The sequence below is a fragment of the Phycisphaeraceae bacterium genome, assembly GCA_019636675.1.
Lineage (GTDB): Bacteria > Planctomycetota > Phycisphaerae > Phycisphaerales > UBA1924 > JAHBXC01.
The window spans coordinates 81,831-99,552 of record JAHBXC010000003.1; the positions used below are offsets into that span (position 1 = coordinate 81,831).

General features: G+C 68.0%; 12 protein-coding genes. 10 read left to right on the plus strand and 2 right to left on the minus strand.

Annotated elements, in window-relative coordinates:
• Position 1: 1 nt before the first annotated feature.
• Both KF684_10660 and KF684_10665 read left to right on the plus strand, forming a co-directional pair.
• Positions 2–538: an NUDIX domain-containing protein gene (locus KF684_10660; GenBank protein MBX3353380.1), complete on the plus strand. Its 537-nt coding sequence runs from the start codon at positions 2–4 to the stop codon at positions 536–538.
• A gap of 152 nt (positions 539–690) precedes the next feature.
• The gene (locus KF684_10665) at positions 691–1,632 is read left to right on the plus strand and encodes a HAMP domain-containing histidine kinase (protein ID MBX3353381.1); all 942 of its coding nucleotides are present in this window, start codon (positions 691–693) and stop codon (positions 1,630–1,632) included.
• 85 nt (positions 1,633–1,717) lie between these two features.
• Here KF684_10665 and KF684_10670 read toward each other — a convergent pair whose 3' ends face one another.
• Positions 1,718–2,827 carry an ABC transporter ATP-binding protein gene (locus KF684_10670; protein ID MBX3353382.1) on the minus strand — a complete coding sequence of 370 codons (1,110 nt, stop codon included), beginning with the start codon at positions 2,825–2,827 and terminating at the stop codon, positions 1,718–1,720.
• A gap of 361 nt (positions 2,828–3,188) precedes the next feature.
• On the opposite strand from KF684_10670, the gene KF684_10675 reads away from it, so the two are divergent.
• The 6 genes from KF684_10675 (at position 3,189) to KF684_10700 (ending at position 13,634) form a co-directional block, all read left to right on the plus strand.
• Positions 3,189–5,063, plus strand: a complete 1,875-nt coding sequence (locus KF684_10675; protein ID MBX3353383.1) for a hypothetical protein — start codon at positions 3,189–3,191, stop codon at positions 5,061–5,063.
• A gap of 15 nt (positions 5,064–5,078) precedes the next feature.
• Entirely contained in the window at positions 5,079–6,941 is a 1,863-nt protein-coding gene (locus KF684_10680) for a hypothetical protein (GenBank protein ID MBX3353384.1), read from the plus strand.
• 15 nt (positions 6,942–6,956) lie between these two features.
• Positions 6,957–8,819 carry a hypothetical protein gene (locus tag KF684_10685; GenBank protein MBX3353385.1) on the plus strand — a complete coding sequence of 621 codons (1,863 nt, stop codon included), beginning with the start codon at positions 6,957–6,959 and terminating at the stop codon, positions 8,817–8,819.
• A 110-nt stretch (positions 8,820–8,929) separates the two neighbouring features.
• On the plus strand, positions 8,930–11,575 hold the full coding sequence (locus KF684_10690) for a hypothetical protein (protein ID MBX3353386.1): 2,646 nt from the start codon (positions 8,930–8,932) through the stop codon (positions 11,573–11,575).
• A 269-nt stretch (positions 11,576–11,844) separates the two neighbouring features.
• Positions 11,845–12,393 carry an orotate phosphoribosyltransferase gene (gene pyrE / locus KF684_10695; GenBank protein MBX3353387.1) on the plus strand — a complete coding sequence of 183 codons (549 nt, stop codon included), beginning with the start codon at positions 11,845–11,847 and terminating at the stop codon, positions 12,391–12,393.
• A gap of 140 nt (positions 12,394–12,533) precedes the next feature.
• Complete coding sequence (locus KF684_10700) at positions 12,534–13,634, plus strand: methyltransferase domain-containing protein (GenBank protein MBX3353388.1); 1,101 nt, start codon at positions 12,534–12,536, stop codon at positions 13,632–13,634.
• A gap of 199 nt (positions 13,635–13,833) precedes the next feature.
• On the opposite strand, the gene KF684_10705 is transcribed toward KF684_10700, so the two are convergent.
• Positions 13,834–14,784 (minus strand): site-specific DNA-methyltransferase, encoded by a 951-nt coding sequence (locus KF684_10705; protein ID MBX3353389.1) that lies wholly within the window; start codon positions 14,782–14,784, stop codon positions 13,834–13,836.
• 145 nt (positions 14,785–14,929) lie between these two features.
• Here KF684_10705 and KF684_10710 point away from each other — a divergent pair, with 145 nt between their 5' ends.
• Together KF684_10710 and KF684_10715 are read left to right on the plus strand one after the other, a co-directional pair.
• On the plus strand, positions 14,930–16,135 hold the full coding sequence (locus KF684_10710) for a 6-phosphofructokinase (GenBank protein ID MBX3353390.1): 1,206 nt from the start codon (positions 14,930–14,932) through the stop codon (positions 16,133–16,135).
• 463 nt (positions 16,136–16,598) lie between these two features.
• Complete coding sequence (locus tag KF684_10715) at positions 16,599–17,720, plus strand: N(4)-(beta-N-acetylglucosaminyl)-L-asparaginase (GenBank protein ID MBX3353391.1); 1,122 nt, start codon at positions 16,599–16,601, stop codon at positions 17,718–17,720.
• The last annotated feature ends 2 nt before the right edge of the window (positions 17,721–17,722 follow it).

Below are 17,722 nucleotides of genomic sequence, written 5' to 3' on the forward strand. Positions count from 1 at the left end.
CATGGGCACGGAACACAATCCCTCGTCATCGAAACCCCCCCACTCCCCTACCGCTGGACGCGATGTCGCCTCGACGATCGAGGTTCTGGCGCGTGGGCTGCTGTTCCACGGGGAACGGGTGCTGCTGTGCCGCAATGTGAAGCACGGCTACCGGTACCTCCCGGGCGGGCATGTGGAGCCGGGCGAGGCGGCGGCGACGGCCCTGGCTCGAGAGTTCCTGGAGGAATCCGGCGTCGCCGTGCGAGTGGGCGAACTGGTCTGTGTGACGGAAGGGGGGTTCATGCAGAAGGGGCGCCCTCGCCACGAGATGAACCTGGTGTTCCACGTGGAACTGGCCGCCGACGCCCCCCCCACCGCTCCCGCTGCGTTCCCGTCGCTCGAGCCCGACATCGCGTTCGACTGGGTGGCGCTGTCCGATATTCCGGGGGCGGACCTGCGTCCGGGCGCGATCCGGGACTGGGTGATTTCCCGGGTGAAGGCGGGCAACCCGGGCGCTGCGGGGCGACCCTGCGGGTGGCTCAGCGACGGGCTGGCGTGAATCGCGACGGCGAGGGCAGGGGGGTCAATCACACCCGAGAACGCGTCGATAGACCCTGCGGGCCCGATCGTTCGCAGGGTGTTCCACGTGGAACGCTTCTCGGACGCCGGCGCACGGATGTGCCGCGTACCCCGGGCCGGGAGGGAAGCGTGATGACTCGCACCCCTGCATCTGTCGACCTGCCGCGATCGGGCGTGAAGCCGTCGATCCCGGCGTCATCCCAAGAATCGGCCCAGGACACGACGGCCAACCCGCTGATGGCCCTCGACTCGATGGACCGCGCCACGCTCGAGCGGACGATGACCGCCGGGCAACTCGCCGGGATGTTCGCGCACGAGCTGTCCAACATCCTGACCCCCCTGCTGAGTTACGCCCAGTTGGCGCTCGCGCAGCCCGACGACGAAGCCCTGAGCCACAAGGCGCTCACCAAGGCCGCCGAGGGCGCGCAGCGGGCCGCGTTCCTCGTGGACGCCCTTCTTGGCAAGCGCGGCGGGCCCGAAACCCGCGATCGAGACGCCGAATCCGCGACCAGCCCCCTGCTGTCGCTCGCGCCGGCCTGCGAGGTCGGCGATTGCGTGCGGCACTCGCTTTCCGCGGTGTTTCGCGCTCCAGGGGCGGCCATGGACCGCTCGCGCATCGCGATCGAGTTGGATCTGAGCCCGAACATGCACGCCGCGATCCACCCGATCGCGCTCGAACAGGTGCTTCACAACCTGCTCAACAACGCCCGCCTCGCGGTTCGCGAGCTGCCCGACGCGTCGATCCGCGTCGAGGTCGGCTCGCCGGCAGGGGGGTGTTCCACGGGGAACAGCGCCGATGGGCGAATCGAGATCCGCGTGCGCGACAGCGGCTACGGCGTGCCCGATCACCTTCGGGCCCGGCTCTTCGAGCCCTTTGTCAGCAGCCGCGCCGGGCAGGGGGGGTTCGGTCTCGGCCTCGCGGTCTGCAAGCGTCTCGTCGAGCAGGCGGGGGGAACGATCACCCTCGAGCCCGCCAGCGAACACGCCGGCGCGTCGTTCCTCGTGACGCTCCCGCGCGCACGCCAGCCCGTCGCGGCGACGCCCGACACGGACGCCAGACGCCTCGCCGCGTAACGATGGGGGGGGCTCACTCGAAACACACAAGGGGTGTTCCACGTGGAACACCCCTTTGTCATTTCACCGGTGGGGGGGGTGGCGCTCAGTCGCGCAGGAGCACGACCTCGCGCGGGTCGATGGTGATCGAGACGGCGTCGCCCGGCGCGTACGCGTGGCGCGGGTTCATCTCGAAGAGCTTGACCCGCCTGGCCGCTCGATCGCCATTTGGCTTGAGTTCAACCCAATGCTGCGCCATCTCGCCGAGGTAAATAGTCTCTAAGTGCTTACCCGACAAAGCGTTATGCCCATCGAGCTCGGACGGGACGCCCTCGCTCCCGGGCCGCAGGTTCATCGACTCGGGCCGGATGAGGCATGTCAACTTCCCGGAAGTGGGGGGTGTTCCAGCGCCGTTCGTCTCGCTCGCCGCCAGCGCGCCGATCTCCGTCGTCACCGTGACACGCCCGTTCGAGCGCTCCGCGACCGAGCCCTCGAAGAAGTTCGTCGGCCCCAGGAAGTCCGCCACGAAGCGGTCGCGAGGCCTCTCGTACAACTCCCGCGGCGCCCCGACCTGCATGATCCGGCCGCCCGACATCACCGCCATCGAGTCGGCCATGCTCAGCGCTTCCTTCTGGTCGTGCGTCACATACACCGCCGTCACGTTCGTCGCGCGGCAGATCCTCCGGATCTCATCACGCAACTCGTGGCGAAGTTTCGCATCAAGGTTGCTCAACGGCTCGTCGAGCAGCAGCACATCCGGCTCGACCACGAGCGCACGCGCGAGCGCGACTCGCTGCTGCTGGCCGCCCGACAACTGCGCAGGGCGGCGCTCCGCCTTGTCGCCCATCTGCACCGCGTCGAGCGCGTGCTTCACGCGCCGTGCGCGGTCTTCCTTCGGCACTTTGCGGGCTTTCAGGCCGAATTCCACGTTGTCCCACACCGTCATGTGCGGCCACAGCGCGTAGCTCTGGAACACCATCCCGGCGTTGCGCTTGTTCGGCGGCAGTCTGGTCACATCGCGCTCGCCGAAGCGGATCGATCCCGCGCTCGGCTCGATGAACCCGGCGATCAAGCGCAGCAGCGTCGTCTTGCCGCAGCCCGAAGGGCCCAGCAGAAAGAACAACTGCCCGCGACCGATCGTCAGCGACACATCGTCCACGGCGACCGTGGTCCCGAAGCGCTTCGTCAGTCCCATCAACGAGATCGGTGTCGTCATATCGCGCACAGGGTAGCGCGGATGAGGCAGCAGGGAGCGGGGAGCAGGGAGCAGGGAGAGGGCAATGGGAAATGGGCAATGGGGGAGGGGGGGAGGGCAGTGGGGGTGGCGTGGTACGGCGCGGCCGTGCCACGATCCATGCGCGTCAGGGAAAGGCGCCCAGCGCACACGCCCAACCTCCCGCCGCTCCCTTCTGTCTGCTCCCCACTCCCTTCCCCCCCCATTGCCCATTGCCGACTGCCCATTGCCTTCCCCCCCGCCTTCTTTTCACAACTTTCATCTTGCACCACAGGACATTCGGTGGTAGTTATTGAACTGTCGCCGCGTGCATCCCCGCGCGGCAGCCGCAAGGGGCAGGTTCATGCGATCGACTTCGTTCGCCACCGTTCTCATCCTCGCCGCAGGTCTCGGGCTTTCGGCCTCCGCACAACCCCTCGAGCGCGCCGGCTCTCCCGCGGACACACGCGTGACGCGGTCCGAGCACCCGGCGCCCACATCCGCTCCGCGCGGCGCCGGCTTCGCGGGCGAGTTCGTCACCATGCGCGACGGGTTCGAGAACTACCCCGTCGGCGTCACTCTCGGTGGCCGCGGGCAGTTCGCGACGCCCTCGTCGTTCACGGGCCCCGATGGCTTCGAGTGGGGCGTGAATCAAGTGCTGGGACAGACGAGCACCGCGTACACCACAGTCGTCGATCTCGCCGGATCGCCCGTCGGTGGCAACGCGACTCGGGCGATCCGCATCACAACCGCCGTCGCACAACCGCCGGGGGGGTTCTTCACCGGCGCGCGGGTCCGCGCCGACCAGGTGCTGGTTGCCGACGCATCGACGACCGCGAGCGCGTCGTTCGAGTACTACGCGACCAGCATCCTCCAGTCCCACACCGTCGAGCCGACGAACTCGCTGGCTGGCTTCATCGTCTCGCGTCTCTACTGGGGCGGCACCAACGAAACGACGGATCTGGGTCTGCCCATCGGTCCCGTTCCCACCATGCATTTCCTTGGCTTATGCGACACCTGCGGGTTCGGCTTCTTCACCTACTTCTATCTCGCCCGGTACTGCGTCGGGTACAACGGCGTGATCGACCCCGACTGCACGCCCCCGATGGGCGTCGAATCAGGCGACGCCGTCGTCCCGCCCATCGGCGCGTGGACACGCGCGATCCTCGAGGTCAAGCCCGACGCGCGATTCCGCTGGTCGCTCGACCTCATGAACGGCGAGCCGCCCTTCCTCATCGGCGAGGACGACATCTTCGTGGCCTCCAACTTCAACCAGATCGGCTCCAACACATCCTTTGAGTCGCAGGACTCGGCGTTCTACTTCGACAACGCCGAGTTCTCCGGCGTGCTCGCCGATGTCCCGATGCCGCCCCCGCTCCTGTGCCCGTACCTCGACGACATCGAATGGCTCCCGCTCGGTGGCTTCCAGGACTCCTCAACGCTGCGCTGGCAGCGTGGCCCCATCAGTTCGTTCACGATCGTCGACGACGGCCCGCGCGGGCGCGTCGTCGCGCAGACCGACCCGGTCCTCGACAACAGGCACAGTTTCGGCTTCGCGACGCTGCTGCCCGCCAACACGCTCACGACCGGCAATGACCACGCCGTCTCCTTCGACGCGCGCCTGACGGGCGACGCGGTCCGCGCCTTCGCGCTCCGCAACAACAGCGGGCTCGTCGCACGCGTCTTCTGGGGCAACGAAGACCGCTCCGTCCCCGGCTCGCCCGTGTTCACCCCTTCGTTCTTCGTCCAGACCGACGGCGCGTTCGACCCCCTCGACTCCGCAGCCGGCAACCCCGACACCGTCCAGCCAGTCGTCGGCGTGCACATCCAGGACACCGGCTTCTCGCTCCCCGACGACGACTACGCGACGATCACCATGCGACTCTCCGCCAACGGCGCGCTCCGCGTCGAGGTCAACGGCCAGCGCGTCTACACAGGCCCCGCCTCATTCCGAGGCGGCTTCGTGAACGCTCTCGCGTTCGAGTCGGAACGCAACATCGCCGCATTCGAGCCAAGCATCCGCGTCGACAACATCGCCATGACCTGCGACGCGCCTTCCTGCGCCACCGACTTCGACTTCGACGACCTCACCTCCTTCTCCGACCTCAACGCCGTCCTCTCCAACTTCGGCGCCACCGGCCTCACCGGCTTCCACCCAGGCGACGCCAACGCCGACGGCGTCGTCAACTTCACCGACCTCAACGCCGTCCTCGCCGCGTTCGGGACATCCTGCAAGTAACCCAAGGGGCATCCGATGCGTGTCGCGACTCGATCATGCTCACTCCTCCTCGCCTGCGGCCTCGCATCGTCTGCGCATGCGGAACCCCTCGCGCCGCTCTCACGCACCGACACGCGCGTCCAGCGGAGCGACCACAGCGCCACGCCGCGCACCGTCGATCTCCGCGGCGAGTTCGCCTCCATGCGCGACGAACTCGAGAACTACCCCGTGGGTGTCAATCTCGCGGCGCCGGGCGTCGTCGCGCTGCCCACCACGACCACCGTCCCCGACGGCTTCGACTGGGGCACGAACAACCTGCGCGGGCAGCCCGCGGGCGAGTATGTCCGCGTCGTCGACCTCGCCGGCTCGCCCGTTGGGGGCAACTCGTCGCAAGCCCTGCGCATCCGCACAGTTACGGCGCAGAATCCCGGCGGTTTCTCCCTGGGCGCGAGTCTGCGCTGGGCCACCTCGCTCTACCCCACCGCCGACCACAACGCGCGTGTCTCCGCCGAGATGTACATCAGCACGATCGCGCAGCAATACACCTTCGAGCCCGTCAGCTTCCGCGTCAGCTTCATCACGGGGCGTCTGCTCTGGGGAGGAACCTGCGTCGAGGTGGACCCCGGTGACTGCACCGATGGCGGCCTCCCCATCGGCCCGATCCCCAACATCCTCGTGCTCGCAAGCACACCCTCGGATTTCTTGCCGCGCTTCTACCCCGCCGCGTACTGCTTCGACATCAACGGCGGCGTCATCCCCGGCTGCGTGCCGCCCCCGGGAGTGTCGGCCGGCGACCCGGTCGCGCCCCCCATCGGCGCGTGGGCGCGATGGGCCGCCGAGACCTCGCCCGACGCCCGCGTCTCGTACTACCTCGACCGCTTCGACGGCGAGGGCGAGTTCCTCATCATCCGACACCAGATCATCACCAGCAATTTCATCGACGCCGTCGCGTGGAACTCGTCCTACGAGTCTCAGGACGCGTTCATGCTCGTCGACAACATCGAGGCCAGCGGCCCGCTCTACACGCTCCCTAAGCCCCCGCCGCTGGACTGCCCGTACCTCGACGACATCGAGTGGCTTGAACTCGGCCTCGTCGGGGGCCAGTCCACGCGCTGGATCATCGGGCAATCGTCGCAACTCCGAGCCATCAGCGACGGCATGAACTCCGTCCTCTCCCAGATCAATGTGTTCCCCGACAACCGCTTCCGGCGGGAGTTCACCACACTCCTCCCAGACTTCGACGCCACGCTCGCCAACGACTTGGTCGTCTCCTTCGACGCGCGCTTCACCGGCAACGCAGTCCGCGCCTTCGCGCTCTTCGACAACACCCAGATGGTCGCCCGCGTCTTCCGCGGCAACGAGGACCGCTCCGTCCCCGGCTCGCCAGCATTCAGCCCGTCGCTCTTCGTCCAGACCGACGGCGGCTTCAACCCCATCGACTCGCCAACCGGCAATCCCGACATCGTGCAGCCCGTCGTCGGCGTGCACATCCAGGACGCCGGCTTCGTCATCCCGCCCGCCGCCTACAGCACGATCACGATGCGCGTCTCGGCCAACGGCGCGCTACGGATTGATGTCGACGGCCAGCGCGTCTACGCGGGGCCAGCCGCGTTCGCGTCCGGCATCGACCGCCTCGCCTTCGAATCCGAGAACAACGCCGCCGCCGAGAACGCCGAGCTGCGCCTCGACAACATCCGCATGACCTGCGACGCGCCTTCCTGCGCCACCGACTTCGACTTCGACGACCTCACCTCCTTCTCCGACCTCAACGCCGTCCTCTCCAACTTCGGCGCCACGGGCCTCACCGGCTTCACCACCGGAGACGCCAACGCCGACGGCGTCGTCAACTTCACCGACCTCAACGCCGTCCTCGCCGCGTTCGGGACATCCTGCAAGTAACCCAAGGGGCATCCGATGCGTGTCGCGACTCGATCATGCTCACTCCTCCTCGCCTGCGGCCTCGCGTCGTCTGCGCATGCGGAACCCCTCGCGCCGCTCTCACGCACCGACACGCGCGTCCAGCGCGATCGCGGCGAGCAGGGCGCCGCGCCGCGCGCGTATGACTTCCGAGGCCAGTTCGCCTCGATGCGCGACGAGCTCGAGCACTACCCCGCTGGCGTCACTCTCGCCACGCCCGGCGCGAGCGCGCTGCCGACATCAACCATCGTCCCGGACGGATTCGACTGGGGCATGAACAACCTCCGCGGCCAGGCCAATGTGAACTATGTCAGCATCGTCGATCTCGCCGGCTCTCCCGTCGGTGGCAACGCGACGCAGTCGCTGCGCATCCGCACCCACAACGCGCAGACCCCGGGCTACTTCTACACGGGCGGCTCGCTCCGATGGGATACATCGATATCGCCATCCCCGGACCAGAACGCTCGCGTGTCCGCCGAACTCTTCATCAGCACCATCGCCGAGCAGTACACATTCGAGCCGATCTCCGGCATCGCCGGGTTTATCGCGGGGCGCCTGCTCTGGGGAGGCACATGCGTTGACCTGTCGACGGGCTACTGCGCAGAGCTCGGACTACCCCTCGGCCCGGTCCCGACCCTCCACGCCCTCTTCGACAACGGCGGGTTCAGCACCGGCAGCTTCTACCCCGTCCGGTTCTGCACGAACATCGCGGGCCAGCCCATCCCCGGGTGCACGCCGCCCCCCGGCTTCACGGCCGGCGACTTCGTCCCTCCGCCCATCGGCGCATGGGCGCGATTCACGGCACAGATCGGGAGCGACGGCCGGCTCACCTACTTCATCGATTACCTCAACGGCGAGCCCGAGGTCGCCATCGCCAACCAGAACCCCTTCCAGGGACGAATCAACCGGCTGGGATGGAACACCTCGTTCGAATCCCAGGACGCGTTCATGCTCGTCGACAACATCGAGGCCAGCGGCACGCTCTCCCAGGTCTTCAGCCCGCCCCCGCTCGAATGCCCCTATTTCGACGACCTCAAGTGGCTGAGCGCCGGGTTGCTTTCCGGCCAGACCCCGCGCTGGATCGTGGACTTGACCGCCGCGCCAAGGGTTCTGAACGACGGCGCTCAGGGCCGCTTCATCCGAGAGATCAACACCGCCGCGAACGACCGATACCGGCAACAGATGCGGACGCAACTCCCGGTGGTCTCCACGACGCTCACCAACGATGTGGTCGCAAGCGTCCGGGTCCGCACCACCGGCTCGACCGTACGCGCCTTCGCGCTCCTGCACAACAACGATGTCGCCGCTCGCGCTTTCATCAATCTTTCGCCGCCAGGTTCGGCCTCGTTCGACAACGGCGTCTTCGTGCAGATCAACCCCGCGTATGACCCCATCGACCCGTTCCTGAGCGGGCCCGTCGACGCGAACAACCCGGTCCTCGACACCGACATCGTTGACACCGGTTTCGACTGGACACCCGACGCCGATCGCAGGCTCGAGATGCGACTCTCCGCGAACGGCGTGCTCCGAGTCTCCATCGACGGGCAGCGCATCTACACCGGCCCGGGCGCTTTCACACACGGGGTCGACTTCTTCGCCTCCGAATCCGAGAACAACAACCTCGGAGCCGGCTCCGTGTTGCAGATCAGCGACATCGCCGTGACCTGCGACGCACCCTCCTGCGCCACCGACTTCGACTTCGACGACCTCACCTCCTTCTCCGACCTCAACGCAGTCCTCTCCAACTTCGGCGCCACGGGCCTCACCGGCTTCACCCCCGGAGACGCCAACGCCGACGGCGTCGTCAACTTCACCGACCTCAACGCGGTCCTCGCCGCGTTCGGATCATCATGTCACTGATCGTTTCCAAACCGCTCGCAGCGCGGGCCCGCACAAGGGGTTCCGGTGCCGCAACACAGGCCCGCGCCGCACACACCCGCGATGGACGCGGGAGAGAGCAAGGGGCTCCTATGAACGCATCGCATCGTCTGATCCTCGTCGCGTCCCTGCTGGGCGTCAGCGGCCACGCCGCCACCGCCTCGCAGCAGCCCGAGCGCGCCGCTCGCGCCCTGACGGACACCGTCATCCCCCTCGCCGAGCGCAACGCCACCGGCGTCTCGCCGCGCGGCGGCGTCTCCGACTTCCGCGGGCTCCTCGAAACCTTCGAGGGCTACCCCGTGGGCGTCTCGCTCAACAACCTCTCCTTCCCGCCAGCCAACTCCTTCGGCCCCCCCGGGTTCGTCTGGCCCAACACCATCGTGCGCGGCCCGGCAAACCCCGGCATCTTCAGCGCGGTCGATCTCTCTGGAGCGCCAATCGGCGGGAACAACACCCGGGCGCTGCGCCTGGTCACACCCAACCCACCCGCCGACCCCGGCTCGTTCGCCCTCGGGTTCTGGCTCCGCTGGGATTCGCCTCCCATCGGCCCCTCGCAAGACGCCAACGCCCGCGCCGCCGCCGATCACTCTCTCAGCACCATCGATCAGCTGTACACCTTCGAAACCGTGAGCGTGAACGCCGGCTTCATCGCGTCGCGCGTCCTCTGGGGCGGCCAGTGCGTCGACGAGAACCCCGGCGACTGCGAGGCCAGCGGCCTGCCCCTCGGGCTCATCCCCACTTTCCACTATCTCTCGCTCGATCCCTTCTCGTTCCTCGCGCCCCGTTTCATCGAGGCGAAGCACTGCACCGACTACCGCGGCAACGCGATCCCCGGCTGCACGCCGCCGCCCGGCGCCCAGATCGGCGACCCTGTCGCACCACCCATCGGCTCGTGGTTCACCCTCGCCACCGAGATCACCCTCGACGCCAATGTGCTCACCCTCGTCGACCTCCACGACGGCGCCGGCGAATCGCTCGTCGGCAGCACGCCCGTCCTCACCGTCGGCAACTTCAACCGCGTGGGCTGGAACACCTCCTACGAGGCCGCCGGCGTCGCGCTCCTCGTCGACAACCTCGATGTCGGCGGCGTGTTCGCGCAGAGCCTCTCCCCGCCGGCGCTCGAGTGTCCCTCCTACCTCGACGACCTCGAGTGGCTCAACACCGGCGCGCTCCTCGGGCAGAACGCGCGCTGGTTCGCCGCCCTCTCCTCCGGAGTCACCGTCGTGAACGCCGGCGCGCCGCAGGGCCAGACGCTCCAGCAGACCAACACCCTCGCGAACAACCTCTACCAGCTCTCCGCGCGCACCACGCTCCCCACGACCTACGCCAACGCGTCGTCCCCGTGGTCGCTCTGCGTCGACGCCTCCACCGGCGCCGGAGACACCGTCCGCGCCCTCGCGATCCACTCTCCCAACGCCGCCGTCGCCGGCGGCCTGGTGACTCGCGTCTTCCTCGGCGCACGCAACCCCATCACCGGCGACTTCGACGACTCGATCTTCGTCCAGATCAACCCCGACTTCGATCCCTTCGACGACGCGCCCGTCGTCGGCGTCGACATCGTCAGCACCGGCGTGCAGTGGCCCGCGGACGACCAGTTCCGCGAGGTCTGCGTCACCGTCGCCTTCGACAACTCGCTCACCCTCGCCGTCGACGGCGTCACCGTCTACAACGGCCTCGCGTTCAACTCCTCCGCCAATTCCTTCCAGTTCGAGACCGCCAACGACGCCGCCGGCGCCGGCTCGCGCCTGCGCATCGACACCATCGCGCTCGAGTGCGCCGCCCTCCCGCAGGTCGTCCTCCCCGAGTTCACCCTGCCCTACTGCGACGACTTCGAGTGGGGCGTCGAGGGCCTCCGCCCCAGCCAGCACAACGCCATCGCCACCGGCGACCCCCCGCCCTCCCAGCGATACTCCGAGAACCCCTATGTCGTGATCGCCGACACCGGCGACGACCTCGCCGTCGCGATGCCCAATGTCTTCCGCGACACGGCGCACACCTCGCCACCCGACATCAACGCCAACGAGGCGTTCATCTTCCAGCAGTTCATCTCCCGCGTGCCCGGCGTCGAAGTCTCCTTCACCACCGGCTGGCGCGTCGACGCGCAGTTCACACTCTCCGACTTCACCACCTCGCGCGGCTGGTCGCCCCTCATGAACAACCCCGCCGGCGCGTCGTACTTCGTCGCCGGCTACGCCTGGTACTCCGCCCTCGACGACCGCTTCTACCTCTTCGGCGCCCAGAGCGCCTCCGCCGCGCCAGGCGCACCGCTCGCCACCGTCGTCGGACCAACCCGCGCCGCGCTCGGCATCGTCGCGGGCGAGCCCTTCGCCGCGTCGTGGCGATACAACCTCGCCGCCGGAACCATCGACTGGTCCATCAACGCCCAGCACATCGGCTCCACCTTCCCCATCGTCGTCATGAACCCCGTCACGAACCAGCCGCTCGTCGTGCGCAACCTCGACGCCGTCGTCATCTGGGGCGGCGACGACGACACCGCCCCGGCCGAACCGCTCTCCACCCTCTTCCTCCACTCCCTCTGCGTCGCCTCCGTCCAGCGCTGCTTCGGCGACACCAACGGCGACGGCGTGATCAACTTCGCCGACCTCAACGCCGTCCTCGGCGACTTCGGCATGGCCAGCTCCGACCCCATCCTCCCCGGCGACACCAACGGCGACGGCGTCGTCAACTTCTTCGACCTCAACATCGTCCTCTCCGGCTTCGGCAACAACTGCGACTGAACCCTCACCCCAGGCGCGAGGATCCCCGCGCCGCGCACTGCTCTCCCCATCGCCCCGCGCCCTCTCCAGCGCGGGGCGATCTGCCTTTCAGGCAATGGGCAATGGGCAATGGGCAATGGGCAATGGGCAATGGGATCGGATCATCCCCCTCCCGCTCGCGGGAGGGGGCAGGGGGAGGGCGATCTGACAGTCGCGCGCCTCGCGCACTCTCTTCCCCATTGCCCATTGCCGACTGCCCATTGCCCACACCTCCCCCCCTAAACTCGCTCATGCCCACCACCGCCTCCCTCGCACAGCACATCGCCGACGCCTGCGTCCTCCGCGGCACATTCACGCTCCGCTCCGGACGCACCTCGTCCTACTACATCGATAAGTACCTCTTCTCCACACGCCCCGAGATCCTCCGCGACCTCGGGCCCCTCTTCGCCCAGCGCATCGCCGCGATGGAGAAGGCCGCCAACGCCAAAGTCGCCCGCCTCGCCGGCGCCGAACTCGGCGGCATCCCCCTCGTCACCGTCGCCTGCATGGCTACCGGCCTGCCCTGCCTCTTCGTGCGCAACCAGAAAAAGAACTACGGCACCGCCAAGCAACTCGAAGGCAAGGTCGAGCCCGGCGACACCGTCATCCTCCTCGAAGATGTCGCCACCACCGGGGGCCAGGCCCTCGAAGCCGTCGAGGCCATCAAGGCCGCTGGCGCGAAGGTCATCGGCGTCATCGCCACGATCGATCGCCAGGAGGGCGCGCGCGAGAACATCGAAAACGCCGGGCTGCGCTTCGACGCGCTGTTCACCAAGGCGGACCTGGGGATCACCGAGTGATCCACGGGGGCACACGGGGGTAAACAGCCGCCTGACATCCTTTTTTCTCAGGTTTCCTGACACAACCCGCCATCGCTTCTCGCTACTCCCCAATGGAGCAGCAGAGCGATGTCCCACGCACCACAGTCAGGAGCCAACCTATGACCACCGCCGCCCGCGCCCCCGCGCCGGTCTCACCCGCGTTCTTCGATGAATTCCGCGCCAACGCCTTCGCCGAGCGCACCCTGCAGCGCATCGTCGACGCCGGCGTCTCGCTCATGACCTCCGTCGGTCATCGCACGGGGCTCTTCGACGCGATGGCGCACCTCCCGCCCTCCACCAGCGCGCAGATCGCCGCCGCCGCCGACCTCGACGAGCGCTACGTGCGCGAGTGGCTCGGCTGCATGACCAGCGCGGGCGTCGTCGAGTACGACCCGCGCGCCAAGACCTATTCCCTCCCGGCCGAGCACGCCGCGTTCCTCACGCGCGACGCCTCGCCCAACAACCTCGCGTGCGTCGCGCAGTGGATCGCCGTCCTCGGACAGGTCGAGGACCAGATCGTCGAGCGCTTCCACGAGGGCGGCGGCCTGCACTACCACTGCTTCTGCCGCTTCCACGAAGTCATGGCCGAAGAGAGCGCACAGACCGTCATCGCCGGCCTGCGCGACCACATCCTGCCCCTCGCGCCCGACATGGTCGCCCTGCTCGAGAAGGGCTGCGACGCGCTCGACCTGGGCTGCGGCAGGGGCCGCGCCCTCATGGCCCTCGCGCAGATGTACCCCAACTCAAGCTTCGTCGGCTGGGACTTCGAGAAGCCCGCCATCGACGCCGCCACCCGCGAAGCGCAGGAGCGCAACATCACCAATGTGCGCTTCGAGGTGCGCGACGCCGCCGCCGTCAACGACACCGGCGCGTTCGATGTGATCTTCACCTTCGACGCCATCCACGACCAGAAGCGCCCCGACACCGTGCTCGCCAACATCCGGCGCGCCCTGCGCCCCGGGGGCGTCTACTTCATGCAGGACATCAAGGCGTCGAGCCATGTCGAGAAGAACCTCGAGAACCCCCTCGCGCCGTTCATCTACACGATCTCGTGCATGCACTGCATGACCGTCTCGCTGGGCCAGGGCGGCATGGGCCTCGGCGCCGCCTGGGGACGCGAACTCGCCGAGCAGATGCTCGCCGACGCCGGCTTCGACGCGCCCGAGGTCCACGAACTCCCCCACGACCCGCTGAACTACTTCTACATCATGAGGGTGTGAGGGCGGAAGGGAGTGGGGAGCAGGCAGCCGGGAGCAGGCAGAGCGCAGAATGGTGGCGTGGTACGGCGCAGCCGTGCCACGAGCGAGCGTCTGCGCGCGCGAGTGCGCACCTGCCAGTTCTCCCTCCCCCTGCCCCCTCCCCCGAGCGGAAGGGGGACACAATCCCTTCCCATTGCCCCCTCCCCCTGCTCCCCACTCCCTACTCCCCACTCCCTACCTTCTTCGACTTCCGCCGCGGCCCGAAGATCGCCGTGCTCTGATTCAGCGCCTCGCCCAGCCGTATCGGCCCCTTCGAGATGCGCTCGAACGCGCTCTTCGCGAGCGTGGGTGAGTACTCGACGCCGATGCCGACGCGTTTCAGCCCCCGCGCCACCGTCGCCGTCGTGCCGCTGCCGTTGAAGGGGTCGAGCACGACGCTGCCCTCGTTCGAGCACGCGCGGATCACGCGCTCCAGATACACCTCGGGCAACTGGTTCTCGTGCGCCGGGCGGCGTTCCTTGTTGTTGCCCTGGATGCGCCCCCAGTGCTTGCCGTACCACACATCCATGGGCATGCGCATCCCCGCAGGGCCGGTGCCTTCCTTCTTGTTGAAGGTGCGCTCGTCGAAATAGATCGTCGCGCGGTCGCTGGGCTCGAGGATGTCCTCGGGGTTCCAGATGCGCTTCTCCACCTCGCGGTGCTTCGCGAAGTACAGCGCGTGCACCTTGCTCATGATGAACGAGCCCATCCGGTTCTGCCCGAACCGGAAGTGCCACACGCACCAGTTGATCATGTGCAGCCCGCGACCCTTCAGGTGCATCACGATCTCGGCGGCGGTGTCGTCGGGGATGTTCACCCAGATCGCGCCCTTGTCGGAGAGCGCGTCCACGCACACATCGAGCCACTTCTCGGTGAAGCGCAGGTACTCGTCGCGAGGCAGCCCGTCGTGCCAGTCGCCGTACTTCACCTGCCAGTTGAAGGGCGGGTCGGCGAAGACCAGATCGACCGACTTGCTCGCCGCCTCCGGGATGCGCGGCACCACCTCGCGGCAGTCGCCCACGAACACGCGCCCCAGCCCGTCGTCGGTGATGAAGGTCGGGTCGAGCAACCCGTCGGCGCGCTCGCGCGCGCGGACAGACTTGCGTGGCTTTGGTTTGGTCTCGGTCGTCATTGGGGGATTCTCTCCGAACGCGGAGGATAGCGCAAATCGGCCCCACGCGCCACCCGGCCACGAACCCCGCGCAGACCGCTTCCACCGGCGCGACCCGGGGGTTTGGGGGATTCTCGCCCCGCCCGAAAGCCACTACACTCCCCTCATGCCCACCCCCAATCTCATCGAAGGCAACGCCGTCATCGGCCAGGGCGGCGGCCCGACCGCCGTCATCAACCAGTCCCTCGTCGGCGTCGTCGAGACGCTGCGCGACCACGGCAGCATCCCCAACATCCTCGGGATGCGCCACGGCGTGAAGGGCATGGTCAACGGCGACCTGACCAACCTCTCCGAGGTCGACCCCTACACCCTCGAAGAGGTCTCCAAGGCCCCCTCCGCCGCGCTGGGCTCCACGCGCGACAAGCCCGATGTCGAGTACTGCGCGCGCATCTTCGACACCTGCAAGCGCCACGATGTCCGCTACTTCTTCTACATCGGGGGCAACGACTCGTCCGACACCTGCCGCATCGTCAACAAGATCGCCGACGAGGGCTCGTACGAACTCCGCTGCTTCCACATCCCCAAAACCATCGACAACGACCTGCTCGAGAACGACCACACGCCCGGCTTCCCCTCCGCCGCCCGCTTCGTCGCGTGGGCCTTCGCCGGCGACGACCGCGACAACGCGGCGCTGCCCGGCATCAAGATCAACGTCGTCATGGGGCGCCACGCCGGCTTCCTGACCGGCGCCAGCGCCATGGCGCGCACGCGCGAAGGCGACGGCCCGCACCTGATCTATCTGCCCGAGCGCAAGTTCGACCTCGAACGCTTCGCCGCCGATGTCGACCGCGTGTACACCAAGCACGGGCGCTGCCTCATCGCCGTCTCCGAGGGCATCCAGAACGAGGACGGGCTCCCCATCGCCGCCGCCCTGTCTGAGCGCGAGCGCGACGCGCACGGCAACATCCAGTTGTCCGGCACGGGCGCGCTGGGCGACATGCTGTCCGACTACCTCAAGAAGAAACTCAAGAGCGCCGGGGGCAAGCCGCCGCGCGTGCGCGCCGACACCTTCGGCTATTCGCAGCGCTGCTGGCCCGACGCGTCGCCTGTCGACGCCTTCGAGTCGCGCCAGTGCGGACGGGCCGCGGCACGCCTCGCGATGTCGGGCGACCTCGACGGCTCCATCGCGATCAAGCGCCTGAGCAACGCGCCCTACCGCGCCGAGTTCGTGCGCGTCGATCTCGACCAGGTCGCCGGCAAAACCCGCCACATGCCCGAAGAGTTCATGCGCGGCCACAACGACGTCAGCGACGCGTTCATCGACTACCTCCGCCCCTTGCTCGGCACGATCCCTTCCTTCGCGCGCCTGTAAGAGAAGAATTCAACGCGGAGGACGCGGAGGGCGCAGAGAAGAGAGGGGGATGGTGAAGAAGAGAGTCACTGGGTGGCGTGGTGCGGCGCGGCCGTGCCACGAACGCTGATCGTGTAGCCACGACACCGTCTGTTCTCCGGTCCCCTCGCCCCTCTGGCGAGAGGGCTGGGTGAGGGGTTCCGATCTGACAGTTGCGTTCGTCTGCGCGATCTTCCCGTGTGCCACTTGCCTCATCACTCGTGCCTTTCGACGCACACCCCTCACCTGGCTCGCTGCGCTCGCCGTCCTCTCCGCGCAAGCGGGGCGAGGGGGCAAAGAAATGCAGGCGGAATGGACACAACAATCAGTTCCCGTGGCACGGCCGCGCCGCACCACGCCACCCCTTCTCTCTGCTCTTCAACCCCTTCCCCTCTCTGCGCCCTCTAGGTCCTCTGCGGTACATCTCTTCCGGTACACTGCGAGCATGGACCACCTCTCCCGCCGGTCGTTTCTCGCTGTTTCCGGTCTGGCCGCCGCGTCGCCGCTGGCGTTTGCACAACTCGGCGCCGCCCGCGCGCCCGAGCGTGACGGTGACGAGACGCGCAAGACCGGTCGCGCGCCCATCGCGATCGCGTCGGCGAACGGCGTCCCCGCGACGACGCGCGCGTACGAGCTCCTGACGCAAGGGGCGGACCCGCTCGACGCCGCCGTCGCCGGCGTGAAGATCACCGAGGACGACCCCGACGACATGACCGTGGGCCTGGGCGGGCTCCCCAACGAAGAGGGCGTTGTCGAACTCGACGCATCGGTGATGCACGGGCCGACGCACCGAGCGGGCGCCGTCGCGAGTCTGCGCAACATCAAGAACCCCGCCGCCGTTGCGAGAGAGGTCGCGCGCCGCACCGACCATGTGCTGCTCGTTGGCGAGGGAGCGCTGCTGTTCGCGAAGCGCATGGGCTTCCAGGAAGAGAACCTGCTCACCGAGAAGGCGCGCGAGGCGTGGCTGAAGTGGCGCTCGACGCTGAGCCGCGACGACAAGTGGCTGCAGGAGGATGAGTTTGATCTGGGGAAGGGAGCAGGGAATAGGGAGCAGGGAGCAGGGGGAGGGGGCGCGCACAACATCGACTGGCGCGACGGCGTGCCGTACACCACCGGCACCATCCACCTCAGCACGCTCGACGCGAAGGGCAACCTCGCCGGCTGCACCACCACCTCGGGACTCTCGTGGAAACTCCCCGGGCGCGTGGGCGATTCGCCCATCATCGGCGCGGGGCTCTACACCGACAACGAGGTCGGCTCCGCCGGTGCGACGGGGCGCGGCGAAGCGGTCATCCAGATCTGCGGCGCCCGCACCATCGTCATGCGCATGGCCATGGGCGATCACCCCACCGACGCGTGCCTCTACGCCGCCAAAATGATCGCCGACAAAACACGCCTCAAGCGCCTGCAGGATGACAAGGGTCGCCCCAACTTCGACGTGAAACTCTACGCGCTGCGCAAGGACGGCGCGTTCGGCAGCGCGTCGATCTTCTCGGGCGGGACACTCGCCGTGTCCGAGGGCGGGCGTCACCGGCTGGAGCCCGCGGCGTACCTCTACGAGCGATGACG